Source organism: Hanstruepera ponticola (genome assembly GCF_002940745.1).
Classification (GTDB): Bacteria; Bacteroidota; Bacteroidia; order Flavobacteriales; family Flavobacteriaceae; genus Hanstruepera; species Hanstruepera ponticola.
Map to the genome: position 1 here is coordinate 318,536 of NZ_POTB01000001.1, position 14,805 is coordinate 333,340.

The following is a 14,805-nucleotide window of genomic DNA, read 5'->3' on the forward strand; positions in this document are numbered from 1 at the left end:
ATTATCCTAAATTAAAATGCCATACTTTATTTTTATCATATTGCAAGGTACCGTTTTCTACATGTAATGGACTAACTATATTATTTGTAAATAATCCACCAGTACCCAAACCTTGAGGTAATGAATTACTCAAAGTATAAGTCCACTGTGCTATGGCATTTAATCCAACATTGCTTTCTAAAGCGCTAGTTATCCACCACCCAATGTTTTGGTTTTCAGAAAGATCTATCCATTCCTGACTACCTTGCCAACCTCCAACAAAACTTGGCTTCAAGATAATGTATTGAGGCTTTATAGTTTGTATTAATTTAGCTTTATTTGTTACATCAAAAATGCCAATTAGTTCTTCATCTAAAGCAATTGGTAATGGTGAATCTTCACATAAACGAGCCATTTCCTGTTGCTGACCAGATTTGATAGGCTGTTCAATAGAGTGCAATTCTAAATCAGATAATCGCTTTAATTTTTCTAGAGCTTCATTTTTATTAAATGCGCCATTGGCATCTACACGCAATTCAATATCATTAGCTGAAAAATCCTGTCTGATTGACTGTAATAATTCATATTCAGTTTCAAAGTCAATGGCTCCTATTTTCATTTTTATACAACGAAATCCTGACCGTATTTTCTCCTCAATCTGTGACTTCATAAAAGCTTTAGTACCCATCCAAATTAAGCCATTAATTGGGATGCTAGATCTTCCTAAACTAAAATCAGAGGGAAATAGCTCAAAAGGATTCCTACTATTTAATGATTTTAAAGCCATCTCCAAACCAAATTGAATACTTGGAAACTGTTTTAATTCTTCCATTAAAATGTCTAGACCTAAATGAATATTGCTACAAGTCCATTTAAGTACATCTTCATAATCGGGTCTATCATCAGCACTTAATCCTCTCAAAATACCACATTCACCAATTCCTTTTTTACCATTCGCTTTTAAAATAATAAACCAGGTTTCCTTGGTCTTTAAAACCCCTCGCGAAGTTCCACTTGGCTGTTTAAAATTGAGTATGTACTTATGGTAGGTTGCTTTCATTTAATTTTTAAAAAGTATTTTCCGGACTTTTATTGTCAACAATATTGCTATATAATATGGTTTGAAATTTGAAACTTAAATTGTAAACTATCTAAAACACAGAATTTCTTAAGTTCTCCGTGAAAACCATTCAGTCTAAAAAAAATTAAAATTTATGATGCATACTTACTTGTAGTTGTCCTTTACCTAAAGCATTAGTTTTTTGATTCATCCAACCTAGTTGAAACTTTATTTTTGGATTCAATACAAAACCTAATCCCAGATACGTTCTGTTTCTATCAAAAAACTCTACAGTTCTGCCATCACCAATATCTTGCTGTCCATTAATGAATAATTCATTGTACAATGCTGCATAAAATGTATTCTTTTCAAATGTTTTATTGTTGAATGGAATATTCATAAATAAGTTATATCTATATCGCGTTCTAAAATCTTGATTTTCTACAAAACGCTGTTCATACCGAAAACGGTGAGTTAAATATATTCGACCACCTACTTTTTGAGGTAATAAAGCCTCCTGATAAATACGACTTTCAGTAACACTTTTATCACTTTCACCTAAATCGCCTGTGGTAATGTGTGCATATCCTAAAGTTAACTTAACGGTAGTGTTTTTAGGTCTATAAGTAAAGCCAGATCGTAAAAGTAATTGCTCTAAATCACCAATGATATTCCAATTTCTATATTGAATATCTCCTTGGACACCAAACTGACTTTCCTTAAATTGCGCATCATAAAAGTACATATACCAAGCTCCCATTTGATTGGGATTTTGTGCTTGGGCCTTTTGTAATGAAACAATCGTAAAAAAACTGAAAATAAATAAAAAACGAACCGTTTTGGTCATAGTCGAAAATTTCTTTTGAATGATTTTAATCTAGACTTTAGATTTTAAAAAAAAGCATTATTTTTAAAACACAAATATCCCATTAAATGCCTGAATTTCCAAATATCATTCATTTCGCTATTCCTATTTTTATTGTGTCTATGTTATTGGAATTATTCGTAACCACTCGCGAGAAATTTAAAGAAACAAAAGGTTATGAAACCAAAGACGCGTTTGCTTCCATTGCTATGGGTTTAGGAAATGTATTTCTTGGGTTTTTGAGTAAAGCTATTGTTCTTTGGTCGTTTGTATTAATTTATGAAAATTTCAGGATTTTCACCATCCCAATCGCTTGGTGGAGTTTTATATTAATCTTCTTTGCTGATGATTTATCTTATTACTGTTTTCACCGCATTTCTCATGAATGTCGGTTATTTTGGGCATCGCATGTTGTTCATCATTCATCACAGCATTATAATTTAAGTACTGCGCTACGCCAAACTTGGTCAGGTGGTTTTTACTCCTTTATTTTTTGGTTATGGATGCCATTAGTTGGGTTTCATCCAGCTATGATATTGTTACAAATGTCTATTAGTTTATTATATCAATTTTGGATTCATACTGAAGCTATTAACAAAATGCCACAATGGTTTGAAGCTATTTTTAATACGCCTTCACATCATAGAGTTCACCATGGGAGCAATCCTATTTATCTAGACAGAAATCACGCAGGTATTTTGATTATTTGGGACAAGTTATTTGGCACTTTTCAACCAGAACTATCAGATGAAAAAGTCACCTACGGATTGGTAAAAAACATAAATACTTTTAATCCCATAAAAATAGCATTCATTGAGTGGTATAATATGTTTAAAGATATGTTTAGCGGAAGGAAATCACTTAAAAATAGGCTACTCTATCTAGTTAAACCACCTGGTTGGAAGCATGATGGAACTGGAAAAATTAGCAGTGACTTACGCGATGAATGGAAAGAAACAGTAAATTCTAATAATTCAGTGTGATTCAGCAAAATTCTTAAAATTAACTAGCCATTTATTGACTTGCTTTTTAAATACACTTGGAAAAAACAATGCCATAGTTTTTGGTATAAATCCTCTGAATGCAGTATAATTGATTTCTGAACTATAGCGTGTTGTATCATCGCTTAATGCTTCGAATGTACATAGCATTGTATTATCCATATGCTTATGATGATATTCTGCAAAAAAAGAATCAGGTAATTTGTTTTCAATAATGGTTTCTATTAATTCCATTTCACCTTTACCCATTTTATAAAGCATTCTGGACATAGCACCATTTTCCGCTTCATTCCCAGATATCAACTCTTTACTAATAAAGTTATCTTGATAATTACTCAAATATTTTGGATCAGCAAATAGTTTTACAACGTGATCTTTAGGTTTGTTAATTTCAATAGTACATGTAAATTTCATTTTCCTTTATCAAAGTTCTAAACTCTCTCCAATAGCTAATAGCATCAAATCTTTATCTTTATCAAAAAACTTACGCTTGGCTTCTTCATGATCTATTTCTATATAACCAAACGTATCAAAATGATAGCCCAAAACCTTATCGCATTGCACAAAATCACTAGCAATAATCGCATCATCTATTCCCATTGTAAAATTATCGCCTATTGGTAAAATAGCTAAATCTAAAGTGGTTTGCATTGGTATTAGTTTCATATCCATTGTCAAAGCCGTATCTCCTGCTATATAAATGTTTTTGTGCTCCCCTTCAATAACAAATCCGCCAGGTTGTCCGCCATAACTGCCATCAGGAAATGATGACGTATGGATTGCATTTACGTATTTAACCATTCCGAATTCAAAATCCCATGAGCCACCATGATTCATAGGGTGGACTTCAAAACCTTTATTTTCATAGTGCGTTGCTATTTCATAATTTGAAATAATAATTGCTTTGGTGCGATTTGCAATAGCTTCTACATCTAATATATGATCTTGATGTGCATGTGTAATTAATATATAATCAGCTTTAAGTGAATTAACATCTATTTGCGACGCTTTATCATTGCCGCTAATAAATGGATCAACTAAAATATTGACGTCATTGACTTGAATTCCTAAACTGGCGTGACCGTAAAAAGTAATTTTCATGATGATAAATTTTATTGAAAATATAAAAAAACTCAAGTACATTTAAAAAATTTACTTGAGTTTTCTATCCCGATAATTGAAACTGGTTAATAGCTTCTTTGTTGATTATTCTCTTCAACAACATTAAATTACTTTTTTTTCTACGAAATACAAATATTTACTGATATACAGCCTTACTTTTCCGATAAAGTGCTTAAAGTAAATAACCAACACTTAATAAAACAGCCAAAACAAAGGTTGATAGTGCCACTTTTTTTAGTTCTGAATCTAGGCTAGATGGATTAACTACAGACTTGACTTTTATAACATGTTTGATTAACGGTATATAAACCACAATAAAGATGAAATTGAATAAATTGGTATAATATAAAATGGCAAAAACAAACGATAACACTATAGCACTTATCACTAGGAAATAATGATATTTTTTTGCTTTTTCAAATCCTAACTTTACCGCCAACGTGATTTTATTAGATTCCAAATCTGAATGGATGTCTCTTAAATTGTTCAAATTTAAAACTGCTGTACTTAACAAACCTATAACTATAGCTGGTAGAATAACAACATGGTCAATTTGTTTGGCAAAAAGAAAATAACCTCCAATAGTACTTACCAATCCAAAAAAAACAAAAACATAAAGATCACCTAGCCCTTTATAACCATAAGCGTCGTCACCTATGGTATATTTAATAGAGGCGTAAATAGAAAGCGCTCCTAGTACAAAAAAGGCTAACGCATACCAAAAATGCCTAACTCCAAATGCAGATAGAATTAAAAAGAAAACCAATGCTATGGTAATTAAAATATTAACCTTAATAGCACCAAGCATACTTTGTGGAGTAATCTTCCCTGATTGAATAGCACGTTCTGGACCTATCCGATTGTTATTGTCTGTTCCTTTAACACCATCGCCATAGTCATTTGCCAAATTAGAAAGAACCTGCAAAGCAATCGTAGTCAATAAGGCTAAAACAAATATTGACCATTTAAAAAACCCATTATATTCAGCAAAACAACCTGCCAAAATAATTCCTGATACAGACAAAGGCAATGTTCTTAATCGAGCTGCCTCAATCCAATTTTTTAGACTACTCATATAAGTGTTTTAAGGAATCCACTTTTTAGGAAAATTCGGTTTGCGTTTTTCTAAAAAGGCATCACGTCCTTCTTTGGCTTCTTCGGTCATGTAAGCTAATCTTGTGGCTTCACCTGCAAATACTTGTTGCCCAACCATACCATCATCAGTTAGGTTCATGGCAAATTTTAACATCTTAATTGATGTTGGTGATTTGGCTAATATTTCTTGTGCCCATTCAAAGGCAGTACTTTCTAATTCTTCATGAGGAATTACAGCATTTACCATTCCCATGTCAAAAGCTTCTTGTGCCGAATAATTTCTACCTAAAAAGAAAATTTCCCTTGCTTTTTTCTGCCCTACCATTTTGGCTAAATATGCTGAACCATAACCACCATCAAAACTGGTAACATCGGCATCTGTTTGCTTAAAAATAGCGTGTTCTTTACTTGCCAAGGTTAAATCACAAACCACATGTAAACTGTGTCCGCCACCAACAGCCCAACCAGGAACTACAGCAATGACAGCTTTTGGCATAAAACGAATTAAACGCTGTACTTCCAAAATATTCAATCTGTGATACCCATCTTCACCTACGTAACCTTGATGCCCTCTAGCTTTCTGATCACCACCAGAACAAAAACTCCAAATGCCATCTTTGGTTGAAGGTCCTTCAGCTGATAACAGAACAACACCGATATTTACATCTTCATTAGCATCATAAAAAGCATCATATAATTCACTTGTGGTTTTAGGTCTAAATGCATTTCGAACATTCGGTCTATTAAAAGCGATTCGTGCAACACCATCACATTTTTTATAGGTTATATCCTCATATTCTTTAGCTGTTTTCCAGTTTGCTACACTCATTTTTTATATTTTAGTCAAAAATAAATTATTTTAAATTAACAGCTACTCTACATGAAAAATATTATCTCACTTTCTGTTTTTCTTTTTGTATCATTAGTAAGTTTTTCGCAGTCTTACAAGTTTGAAACTATAATTGATTTGGAAACAACTGATGTTATTAGTCAGGGTAATACAGGAACTTGCTGGAGTTTTTCTGCATCGTCATTTTTAGAAAGTGAAATCATGCGCATTACTGGAAAAAATATTGATATTTCTGAAATGTTTACGGTAAGAAACACCTATCCTGTAAAAGCTGAAAATTATTTAATGCGACAAGGAAAAGCACAATTCAGCGAAGGCGGATTAGCGCATGATGTTATTAATAGCGTTGCCAAATATGGGTTAGTCCCTCAAACGGTTTATTCTGGTTTAAATGACGGTGTAACTAGGCATAATCATGCAGAAATGGTCGCTGTTTTGAATGGTGTTTTGGATGTATATGTTGATAATCCAGGAAAGAGTCTGTCACCAAAATGGAAGCTTGTTGTTGATGCAATTTTGGATACCTATTTAGGAAAAAACATTGAAACGTTTAATTATGAAGGTGTTCCATATACACCTATGACATTTTTGGAAATGACCAAAATAAATCCTAATGATTATGTTAGTATTACGTCGTTTACTCATGAACCGTTTTATTCTGAATTCATCTTAAATATTCCAGATAATTTTTCGAATGGTAGTTTTTATAATGTAAAATTAGATGAAATGATTACAGTCATTAACCATGCTTTAGATAATGGCTATACTGTTGAGTTAGATTGTGATGTGAGCGAAAAAACATTTTCAGCTAAACATGGTGTTGCAGTTATACCAGAAAATGACGAAAAAGCAGCTGAAGCTATTATTAGTGTTAGACCAGAGAAAAATATAACTCAAGCATACAGACAACAAGAGTTTGAAAATTATAATACTACAGATGACCACTTAATGCACATTACTGGTAAACTAAAAGACCAAAATGGTACCGTTTACTACAAAGTGAAAAATTCTTGGGGAACGGATGCTAGTCGTGTTGCTAACGATGGCTATGTATATATGAGTGAAGCGTATATGCGCTTAAAAACCATCTCTGTAATGGTACATAAGGATGCTGTTCCTAAAGCATTAAAAAGCAAGTTAAACTTATAATAAGTAAATACCGTCTGGTTCAATTTTAATCAATTTTTGTTTATATAACGAGCCAACGGCTTTCTTAAAGCTTTTTTTACTCATTTGAAGTACACGCTTTATTTCTTCTGGATCTGATTTATCAGTAAGATTTAAGTAGCCACTGTTATCCTCCAGTTCCTTCATTATTAATTCGGCATTGGGTTCAATGTTTCGGTAACCAACTTGACCTAATGATATATCCAGTTTGTTACCAGGACGAATTTTCTTCACGACACCTTTCAACCTATCACCAATACTGATGTCTTGAAAAATATTATCGTTATAAATTAGCCCTAAATGCTTTTTGTTTACAATAACATTCATCCCAATTTCAGATGGATGGGAAACAATTAAATCAACTTCTTCAAACTGTTCAACAGTTAATTCTTTATTATCTAAAAATCTATTGGTTTTACTCGAAGCAACTAATCGTTCCGTTTTTTCATCTAAATAGCAATGCACCAAATACCAACCACCTTTTTTCATTTTAAAGGCTTGCTCCTTGAACGGACAAAACAATTCTTTAACCATTCCCCAATCCAAAAAAGCACCCATTTGAGTAACAGCGTTACAGCGTAATAGTGCAAAATCTCCTCGCTTGATATAAGGCTTATCAGTTACAGCAACCAATCGTTCGTCATTATCTAGATAGACAAATACTTCAATTTTATCCCAAATTTTAAAATTTTCAGGCACATAACGATTTGGAAGCAATACTTCATTATCGTCTTCATCGGCCAGAAATAAGCCTGGATCTGTTTCTCTTAAAATAGTTAGTGTATTGTATTCTCCAATGTTTATCATGTGGCAAAGGTACGGATATTCCTATAGGAAATAAATCTATTTAATAAACTTAAAATACTCTAAAAGCACCTCGTCATTAACCGTTCTAGGTGTAAAAACTTCAAGTAATTTTGGTGTTTCTGAAGCTTCAAAGAAGGTTTTTAACTGTAATTTCAGCTGCTTTTCGGTTGTTGCTGAATCATATTCAAAATTATACATCTTGCAGAGATGCTTTGCCGTTAAGTTGTGTTTGGTCTCAAAATAGGTGTCAAAATTTTCAGAATCCTTATTTCCAGGCAGTATTCTAAAAATTCCACCACCTTGATTATTAATAACAATAATCCTAAAATTGTTTGGAATATAGTTGTTCCAAAGTGCATTACTGTCATAAAAGAAACTCAAATCCCCAGTAATTAAGGTCGTTTGCTTTTCAGAAGCAACTGCAAACCCTAAAGCCGTTGAAGTACTACCATCTATACCACTTGTACCACGATTACAAAACACATCAATTGTATTATTTAAATTAAATAATTGTGCATATCTAACTGCGGAACTATTGCCAAGTTGTAATACGGATGCACCTGGTAAATATTTGAGAATAGAATCAAAAACCTTAAAATCACTAAACGGAATTTGTTTTATATATTCATCATGCTTTTCTAATCGTTTTACTTTTACTTTATCCCAAGTTGGCTTGTAATCACTTTTTACATAATGTGTGGTTTCAGACAAGAGATTTTCAAAAAAGGTATTTGGGTGTATTTCCAAATGCCTATCTAAACAGAAAAACGTATCATTCGCTTTGCCCTCTCCTATATGCCAATGCTGTTTGGGTTGATAGGTTCTTAAAAAAGCTTTTACTTTTTTAGAAACTATGAGCCCACCGAAAGTGACTAAAATATCTGGCTGTAAAGCTTTAAAGTCGTCTTCTTCAAGTGGTGCAATAAGCTTGTCAATACTGGGAAAGAAATTGTCATGATGAATATTTGATGTCGTTTCAGTAAATACAATCAAACTATTATCCTTTGCCAAATCGTCCAACCATTTTTGTTCTATATCATCAGGATAATTTACACCTACCAAAATCATTTTTTTAGGTGCATTGTTCCAATCGTCTAAACATTCATTGAATATATAATCATCAATTTTTGTCTGATTTACATCTAACTGGATGATTTTAGGCTTCACTGATAAGGTATCCGTTAACTCATATAGAGGTTCCTCAAAAGGAATATTAATATGAATGGGACCTGATTTTTGAATAGCCTTATTAAGTGCCTTATTTATTTCTATTTCATTTTCCTGCTGTAGTTCTTGTTTAATACCTAAAAACCGTTCGATTTTATTCTCAATATTCTTAATTATTGCTGGCTCATCGTCATCCTGATCACTAAAAGAATTATCAATATTCAACTTTAAATTGGCCGAATACAAAATATGGTTTTTATAAACGTCTTTCTGATTAATGGTTTGCCCATCGCCTATTCCAACAAGATGTTTTGGCCTATCAGCAGAAAGTACCACCAAAGGAATTTGACTATAAAACGCTTCGGAAATTGCAGGATAATAGTTTAACAAAGCACTACCCGAAGTACAAACCAAAGCAACTGGCTTTCTTGTTTTTTGGGCTATTCCTAAAGCAAAAAAACCTGCGCATCGCTCATCAACAATACTATAGCAATTAAAAAAATTGTCGTTTGAAAAACCAATTGTTAAGGGAGCATTTCTACTTCCTGGTGAAATTACAATATGACTAATCTGTTTGGCTTTACAAAGCTGAATAATAGTTTGAGCAAGCGGGTTTTTAGGGTGTTGCATATACAATCTAATCTATAACAAAAGTAATAATAAGCAAGATGCTATAAAATTATTGTAGTACCTTTTTTATAGTGGTCGTTTTCGCCACAGTTTCTTCCCATTCCTGTTCAGGATTTGAATCTGATGTAATACCACCTCCAACATAAACTTGAGCCTTATTACCCAATAATTTCATGCAGCGCAAATTGACAAACAAGTTCGTTACTTTCTTTATACTTGAATAAGCATTGTTTTCAATATTTCGGAAGTTCCGATTTCTAGATTGGTTTTTTTCGTAATTTAATTCACCTAAATAGCCTGTATAAAATGCTCTATTGTAGTTTTCATTTTCAAGAATAAAGTGCTTGGCAGCAACTTTAGGAAAACCACACACTGCTGGAGTTGGATGCAATTTATTTATAACGTTTTTTAAACTATTCCCTTTTGATTTTAAAATTCCTGATACCATCGTTTTCAGATGTACCAAATTACCTGCACGAATAGTTTGCGTATCAGAAATTTGTAAACTATCTATTTGATTATCTAACTGTTCTACTAGATAGTCAGTAACAATTTTTTGTTCTTGAATTTCCTTTGCACTCCAGTTCACATTAACAGTGCCTTTGTATGGTTTTGTTCCTGCCAATGACATGGTAGTTAACCTCTTGTTTTCAATTTCCAGCAGTGTTTCTGGAGTTGCTCCAAGCCACAAACCGGTTTCTGGATGAAACCAACAATAAACAAATGCTTGCGGATAACTATCCAGTAACTTTTTAAATAGTTTAAATGGATTACCTTCTTTTATTTCAACATCTTCTTTTCGAGACAGAACTACTTTATCAAATTTTTCGTCCTTTATAGCAACAATTCCTTTGGAAACTAAATCGATATGGGATTGCTTATCTTTTTGATTAGAATCAAACTGTTCTTGATGTTCATTAAAATCAATTTCCTGATAATCATCTGTTTCAATGTGTTTTGCATTTTTTAACGGTATGATTATTGGATCGTTCTCATTATCAAAAGGTGCCATGACAAAACCACTTTCCGTAAAGCTTGAAACAAAGTTAATATCTGTATTATTTTGTAGTAAGCCAATTAAATTGGTTTTGTTGCTTTTTCTATAAACTACAAAAGGTAAGCTTTCATTATAATGACTCTCTAATACGTTAAAAAATAACTCTGAAGTCATGCTATTTTTTTCTTGGAAGTGAAATAGTAGATAATTTACAAATTGAAATTAAATTATCATGATCGTCAGTCACGCGAATATCTAAAAGCTGGGTTGTTCTGCCCTTGTGTAAAAATGTTGCCTTGGCATATACGTGACCATCCGTAACACTTTTTAAATGATTAGCTGTAATCTCTGTACCACGTACAAAGACTTTATCCAAATCTGAAAATATATGCATTGCAAAGCTACCAACACTTTCAGCTAATGCTGCAGTAGCACCACCATGCAATACGCCATCAGGTTGATGAACTTTTGAAGTAACAGGCATTTTAGCTATTAAATAATCATCGCCAAAATCAATTATTGAAATTTCTAAAGTTTCCAATAGTGTGTTTTTACCTACGGCATTTAATTGTTTGAGCCTTTCTTCTTTAGATATTTGCATAAAATTCCTGTATTTTTAAATCGAATTGTAAAAGTACAAAACCCATTCATAAAATGAATCTTACAGAAAAAGAAATATCTTACACAACAACCAACACCTACGCAACACTAAATACGTTAACTTCTGAAACAAAAAATATTTGGCTTGTTTTTCATGGAATGGGTTACTTAAGTCGCTACTTTTTAAAATATTTTGAAGTAATGAATATCAAAGAAAACTACTTTGTTGCTCCACAAGCACCAAGTAAATATTACATAGGCCCAAAATTTAGGCATGTAGGTGCGAGTTGGCTGACTAAAGAAAATACAAAGAAAGAAACGATGAATCTTATGAACTATATTGATGGGGTTTTGGAAAAGGAAAATATACCACATAATGGAAATCTCATAATTTTGGGTTATTCTCAAGGTGTAAGTATCGCTATGCGTTATATGGTATATAGAAAATTACAAGCTGACCGTTTGATTATTCATTCGGGTGGAATTCCTACTGAATTAAATCCTGATGATTTTGAATATTTTAAAGGAAAAGCAACATTAGTCTATGGAAATGAAGATGAATACCTTAATGAAGAGCGTATAGAACAAGAAATTGAAAAGGCCGCTCTATTATTTGGTATTACGTTGGATGTAATTCCTTTTAATGGTAAACACGTTGTAAATACAGAAGTGATTAAAAATATTATCAGCACCATGTAACATCACAAAATATTATGCCTGAAAAAAATTTAGAAAACCCATATGTTAAACTGACACTTCTAGATTTAAGTAATTATAAAGTACTACTTAAGATTGCGCAAGAAAAAGATCTAATTCACTACTCGCCTTCAGATATATCAACACCCGAAAGCTTTAAAAACTATGTGCAAACTGCAGTTGATGGTTATTATCAGAAAAACACTATTCCATATATTATATTCGACAAACGGAAACAAGCATATGCAGGTTCTACAAGGTTTGGATTGATTAATTGGAAAAATAAAACGCTACATATTGGTTGGACATGGATTGGTAAAGATTTTCAAGGAACAGGTTTAAATAAGCAAGTTAAATTTCTAATGCTTCAATATGCCTTTGAAACAATGAACTTTGAAAAAGTTGAATTTAGAATCGATGAGCGTAATACTCGATCTCGAAAAGCCGTTGAAAAAATAGGTGCCACACTCGAAGGAATTTTAAGAAAAGATACTTTAATGAAAGATGGTTTCCGTCGCAATACCTGCTGCTACGGAATTTTAAAAAGCGAATGGGAGAAAATAAAAAAATCCTGCTTTTAAATTTTCATTCAAATTATTGTACTGTCGTTAACTATGAAAATTTGAAAATAATTTTTTCAATTTGTCCATAAAAATTAAAAATCATTATTTTCACGACATTAAATCTTGAAATCTTGAAAAAAAATTACTTTCTATTTCTTTTTTTGGCTTTTTTTATAAAGTCGAATTGTCAGACAAATGTTATAACAAAGAATAAACCTTCTTGGGTAAGCACTCAAAATTTTGAGCAAGACCCAAAAATTCATTTTGATGATATTTCACAAGGCAGTATTCTATTGCTTGCAGATTATCAAGTTCATATTCCAAAACAAGCATCCTTTTTTAGGTTTGTTACGAAAATCACAGATAATGTAGGTATTCAATCAGCTTCAAATATCAATGTATCATATGACCCTCTGTATCAAAAACTCATTTTTCATGAAATTATCATTAAACGAGATGGAAAAACCGTAAACAAACTTGATGTAAATCAATTTCAAGTAATGCGAAGGGAGTTGAATGCAGAAAATCATCTATATGATGGATCACTTTCGGCTATGATAAACCTTTCAGACATAAGATCAAATGATATTATTGATTATAGTTACTCTATAATTGGGTTTAACCCCATACATAATAACAAATTCAGTAATTCATATTACTTGAACGATGTTGTTCCTGTTGGAAAAGTTAATGTCTCTTTAATATCAAATAAGAAATTAAATTACAAAACTATTAACACCAATTTATCTCCAGAAATATCAAAAAAGAATGGTTTGAATTATTATCAATGGTTGGTTATAAACCCAACAAAATTTGAATATGAAGACAGCATACCTATTTGGAAATTAACATATCATACGTTGTTGGTGAGTGAGTATGATAATTGGTCCGATGTTGTAAATTGGGGCGTTAATGTTTATGAAACAAATTCCAGTTTAGATACATCTTTAAAATCTAAAATAAATGAAATTAAAACTGCTAATAAAACGCCTGGTAAAAAAATAAAAGCGGTTTTAGATTTTGTCCAAAATGATATTCGTTATTTAGGTTACGAACTTGGTGTAGGAAGCTATAAACCCAATAATCCTAGCCAAGTATTTAATCAAAGATATGGTGACTGTAAAGATAAAAGTTTGCTGATGGTGACCATGTTGCAAGAGTTAGATATAGAAGCATACCCAATGCTCGTGAATACTAGTTTAAAGCATGTTATTTTAGATCTGCTACCCTCTCCAATATTTTTTGATCATTGTGTCGTAAAAGTTATAGATAAAGCAGGAAATATTTTTTATTATGATCCAACATTAACAAATCAAGGTGGTACTTTTAAAAACACACATTTTCCAAATTATGAATATGGTCTTGTTCTTCAGCCAGAAGAAACAGTATTTGATGAAATCGTTTCAAACTCATCAAATAAAGTAACTACAAATGAAGAATATATTCTTGAAGAAGTTAACAAAGGAGCCACTTTAAAAATTGTTACAACATATAGTGAAGCTGAAGCCGATAATATGCGTAACTATTTTAAAAACAATAGTATGAATGGTATTATTAAGGATTATGAAAATTTCTACGCTAATTATTATTTTAACATCAAATCCTTAAAAACGCCTATAATCAAAGATAATTTAGATAAAAATGAATTCGTAGTATTTGAAGAGTATAAAATCGATAGTATTTGGACACCCATGCAACATAAAGAAAACTATATTGCAGCAACTTTTACACCAACTAGCTTACTAAATATATTATACATTCCGACTAAAGAAAAGCGAGACTATGAGGTTAGTTTACCATATCCAGTTGCCAGGCAACATGATTTTAAGATAAAACTTCCCAAAACTTGGAATGTGGAAAATATGGATGATATAGTAAGTTCCGATATTTTTTACTACGATTGGTATGTTAATTATGATAAGAAAAAAAATGAAGTAGATGTCAAACACTATTTAAAAATTCAAAACAGTCACATATTACCTACTCAATTTAAAGAATATCAAAATAACATAAACAGAGTTGATAAATCTTTTGGTTTTACGTTATACATTCCAAAAACACAGGTAGATTCTGAAAGTAATGGCAGCAACAAAAATATAGTTGATGTTGTTAAGGATTTATTTAAAATTTTTATTTATGTTTTAATAGCAATTATATTACTTCTACTATTATTGTGGCTTTTCAAAAAATATAGAAGCGCTTAAAA

General features: G+C 31.8%; 15 protein-coding genes. 5 read left to right on the forward strand and 10 right to left on the reverse strand.

The window, feature by feature from the left end; translation table 11 throughout:
• Position 1: 1 nt before the first annotated feature.
• Together C1S72_RS01500 and C1S72_RS01505 are read right to left on the reverse strand one after the other, a co-directional pair.
• Positions 2 to 1,039 carry an o-succinylbenzoate synthase gene (locus C1S72_RS01500; RefSeq protein ID WP_104733910.1) on the reverse strand — a complete coding sequence of 346 codons (1,038 nt, stop codon included), beginning with the start codon at positions 1,037 to 1,039 and terminating at the stop codon, positions 2 to 4.
• Between the two features lie 145 nt (positions 1,040 to 1,184).
• On the reverse strand, positions 1,185 to 1,886 hold the full coding sequence (locus C1S72_RS01505; RefSeq protein WP_104733911.1) for a DUF2490 domain-containing protein: 702 nt from the start codon (positions 1,884 to 1,886) through the stop codon (positions 1,185 to 1,187).
• A gap of 86 nt (positions 1,887 to 1,972) precedes the next feature.
• Here C1S72_RS01505 and C1S72_RS01510 point away from each other — a divergent pair, with 86 nt between their 5' ends.
• A complete protein-coding gene (locus C1S72_RS01510; RefSeq protein WP_104733912.1) occupies positions 1,973 to 2,887 on the forward strand; it encodes a sterol desaturase family protein in 915 nt (304 codons plus the stop codon).
• Here C1S72_RS01510 and C1S72_RS01515 read toward each other — a convergent pair.
• The 4 genes from C1S72_RS01515 to C1S72_RS01530 all read right to left on the reverse strand — a co-directional run bounded on the left by C1S72_RS01515 (position 2,879) and on the right by C1S72_RS01530 (position 5,951).
• A complete protein-coding gene (locus C1S72_RS01515) occupies positions 2,879 to 3,319 on the reverse strand; it encodes an SRPBCC family protein (RefSeq protein WP_104733913.1) in 441 nt (146 codons plus the stop codon). The two genes, C1S72_RS01510 and C1S72_RS01515, sit on opposite strands and share 9 nt — an antisense overlap.
• Positions 3,320 to 3,328: 9 nt before the next feature.
• Entirely contained in the window at positions 3,329 to 4,006 is a 678-nt protein-coding gene (locus tag C1S72_RS01520; protein ID WP_104733914.1) for a metal-dependent hydrolase, read from the reverse strand.
• A gap of 193 nt (positions 4,007 to 4,199) precedes the next feature.
• Positions 4,200 to 5,102 carry a 1,4-dihydroxy-2-naphthoate octaprenyltransferase gene (menA, locus tag C1S72_RS01525; protein ID WP_104733915.1) on the reverse strand — a complete coding sequence of 301 codons (903 nt, stop codon included), beginning with the start codon at positions 5,100 to 5,102 and terminating at the stop codon, positions 4,200 to 4,202.
• Positions 5,103 to 5,111: 9 nt separating this feature from the next.
• On the reverse strand, positions 5,112 to 5,951 hold the full coding sequence (locus tag C1S72_RS01530; RefSeq protein ID WP_104733916.1) for a 1,4-dihydroxy-2-naphthoyl-CoA synthase: 840 nt from the start codon (positions 5,949 to 5,951) through the stop codon (positions 5,112 to 5,114).
• A gap of 51 nt (positions 5,952 to 6,002) precedes the next feature.
• Between C1S72_RS01530 and C1S72_RS01535 the strand changes: the two genes are divergently transcribed.
• Positions 6,003 to 7,121: a C1 family peptidase gene (locus tag C1S72_RS01535; RefSeq protein ID WP_104733917.1), complete on the forward strand. Its 1,119-nt coding sequence runs from the start codon at positions 6,003 to 6,005 to the stop codon at positions 7,119 to 7,121.
• On the opposite strand, the gene C1S72_RS01540 is transcribed toward C1S72_RS01535, so the two are convergent.
• From C1S72_RS01540 to C1S72_RS01555, 4 genes are read right to left on the reverse strand one after another with little or no spacing between them, the layout of a single operon-like run.
• On the reverse strand, positions 7,116 to 7,946 hold the full coding sequence (locus C1S72_RS01540; protein WP_104733918.1) for a CvfB family protein: 831 nt from the start codon (positions 7,944 to 7,946) through the stop codon (positions 7,116 to 7,118). The two genes, C1S72_RS01535 and C1S72_RS01540, sit on opposite strands and share 6 nt — an antisense overlap.
• A gap of 36 nt (positions 7,947 to 7,982) precedes the next feature.
• Positions 7,983 to 9,743, reverse strand: coding sequence for a 2-succinyl-5-enolpyruvyl-6-hydroxy-3-cyclohexene-1-carboxylate synthase (menD, locus tag C1S72_RS01545; RefSeq protein ID WP_104733919.1), 1,761 nt, complete (start codon positions 9,741 to 9,743; stop codon positions 7,983 to 7,985).
• Between the two features lie 49 nt (positions 9,744 to 9,792).
• Positions 9,793 to 10,914: a chorismate-binding protein gene (locus tag C1S72_RS01550; RefSeq protein ID WP_104733920.1), complete on the reverse strand. Its 1,122-nt coding sequence runs from the start codon at positions 10,912 to 10,914 to the stop codon at positions 9,793 to 9,795.
• Between the two features lies 1 nt (position 10,915).
• Positions 10,916 to 11,341 (reverse strand): PaaI family thioesterase, encoded by a 426-nt coding sequence (locus C1S72_RS01555; RefSeq protein WP_104733921.1) that lies wholly within the window; start codon positions 11,339 to 11,341, stop codon positions 10,916 to 10,918.
• 53 nt (positions 11,342 to 11,394) lie between these two features.
• Between C1S72_RS01555 and C1S72_RS01560 the strand changes: the two genes are divergently transcribed.
• The 3 genes from C1S72_RS01560 (at position 11,395) to C1S72_RS01570 (ending at position 14,803) form a co-directional block, all read left to right on the forward strand.
• Positions 11,395 to 12,039 (forward strand): alpha/beta hydrolase, encoded by a 645-nt coding sequence (locus C1S72_RS01560; RefSeq protein ID WP_104733922.1) that lies wholly within the window; start codon positions 11,395 to 11,397, stop codon positions 12,037 to 12,039.
• Positions 12,040 to 12,053: 14 nt separating this feature from the next.
• Positions 12,054 to 12,617, forward strand: a complete 564-nt coding sequence (locus C1S72_RS01565; RefSeq protein ID WP_104733923.1) for a GNAT family N-acetyltransferase — start codon at positions 12,054 to 12,056, stop codon at positions 12,615 to 12,617.
• Positions 12,618 to 12,730: 113 nt separating this feature from the next.
• Positions 12,731 to 14,803 (forward strand): DUF3857 domain-containing transglutaminase family protein, encoded by a 2,073-nt coding sequence (locus tag C1S72_RS01570; RefSeq protein ID WP_104733924.1) that lies wholly within the window; start codon positions 12,731 to 12,733, stop codon positions 14,801 to 14,803.
• The last annotated feature ends 2 nt before the right edge of the window (positions 14,804 to 14,805 follow it).

What these genes read in the sequence shown, in the direction of transcription:
- C1S72_RS01500 (WP_104733910.1), bottom strand. Translation starts at nt 1,039, where the DNA reads ATGAAAGCAACCTACCATAAGTACATACTCAATTTTAAACAGCCAAGT.
- C1S72_RS01505 (WP_104733911.1), bottom strand. Translation starts at nt 1,886, where the DNA reads ATGACCAAAACGGTTCGTTTTTTATTTATTTTCAGTTTTTTTACGATT.
- C1S72_RS01510 (WP_104733912.1), top strand. Translation starts at nt 1,973, where the DNA reads ATGCCTGAATTTCCAAATATCATTCATTTCGCTATTCCTATTTTTATT.
- C1S72_RS01515 (WP_104733913.1), bottom strand. Translation starts at nt 3,319, where the DNA reads ATGAAATTTACATGTACTATTGAAATTAACAAACCTAAAGATCACGTT.
- C1S72_RS01520 (WP_104733914.1), bottom strand. Translation starts at nt 4,006, where the DNA reads ATGAAAATTACTTTTTACGGTCACGCCAGTTTAGGAATTCAAGTCAAT.
- menA (WP_104733915.1), bottom strand. Translation starts at nt 5,102, where the DNA reads ATGAGTAGTCTAAAAAATTGGATTGAGGCAGCTCGATTAAGAACATTG.
- C1S72_RS01530 (WP_104733916.1), bottom strand. Translation starts at nt 5,951, where the DNA reads ATGAGTGTAGCAAACTGGAAAACAGCTAAAGAATATGAGGATATAACC.
- C1S72_RS01535 (WP_104733917.1), top strand. Translation starts at nt 6,003, where the DNA reads ATGAAAAATATTATCTCACTTTCTGTTTTTCTTTTTGTATCATTAGTA.
- C1S72_RS01540 (WP_104733918.1), bottom strand. Translation starts at nt 7,946, where the DNA reads ATGATAAACATTGGAGAATACAATACACTAACTATTTTAAGAGAAACA.
- menD (WP_104733919.1), bottom strand. Translation starts at nt 9,743, where the DNA reads ATGCAACACCCTAAAAACCCGCTTGCTCAAACTATTATTCAGCTTTGT.
- C1S72_RS01550 (WP_104733920.1), bottom strand. Translation starts at nt 10,914, where the DNA reads ATGACTTCAGAGTTATTTTTTAACGTATTAGAGAGTCATTATAATGAA.
- C1S72_RS01555 (WP_104733921.1), bottom strand. Translation starts at nt 11,341, where the DNA reads ATGCAAATATCTAAAGAAGAAAGGCTCAAACAATTAAATGCCGTAGGT.
- C1S72_RS01560 (WP_104733922.1), top strand. Translation starts at nt 11,395, where the DNA reads ATGAATCTTACAGAAAAAGAAATATCTTACACAACAACCAACACCTAC.
- C1S72_RS01565 (WP_104733923.1), top strand. Translation starts at nt 12,054, where the DNA reads ATGCCTGAAAAAAATTTAGAAAACCCATATGTTAAACTGACACTTCTA.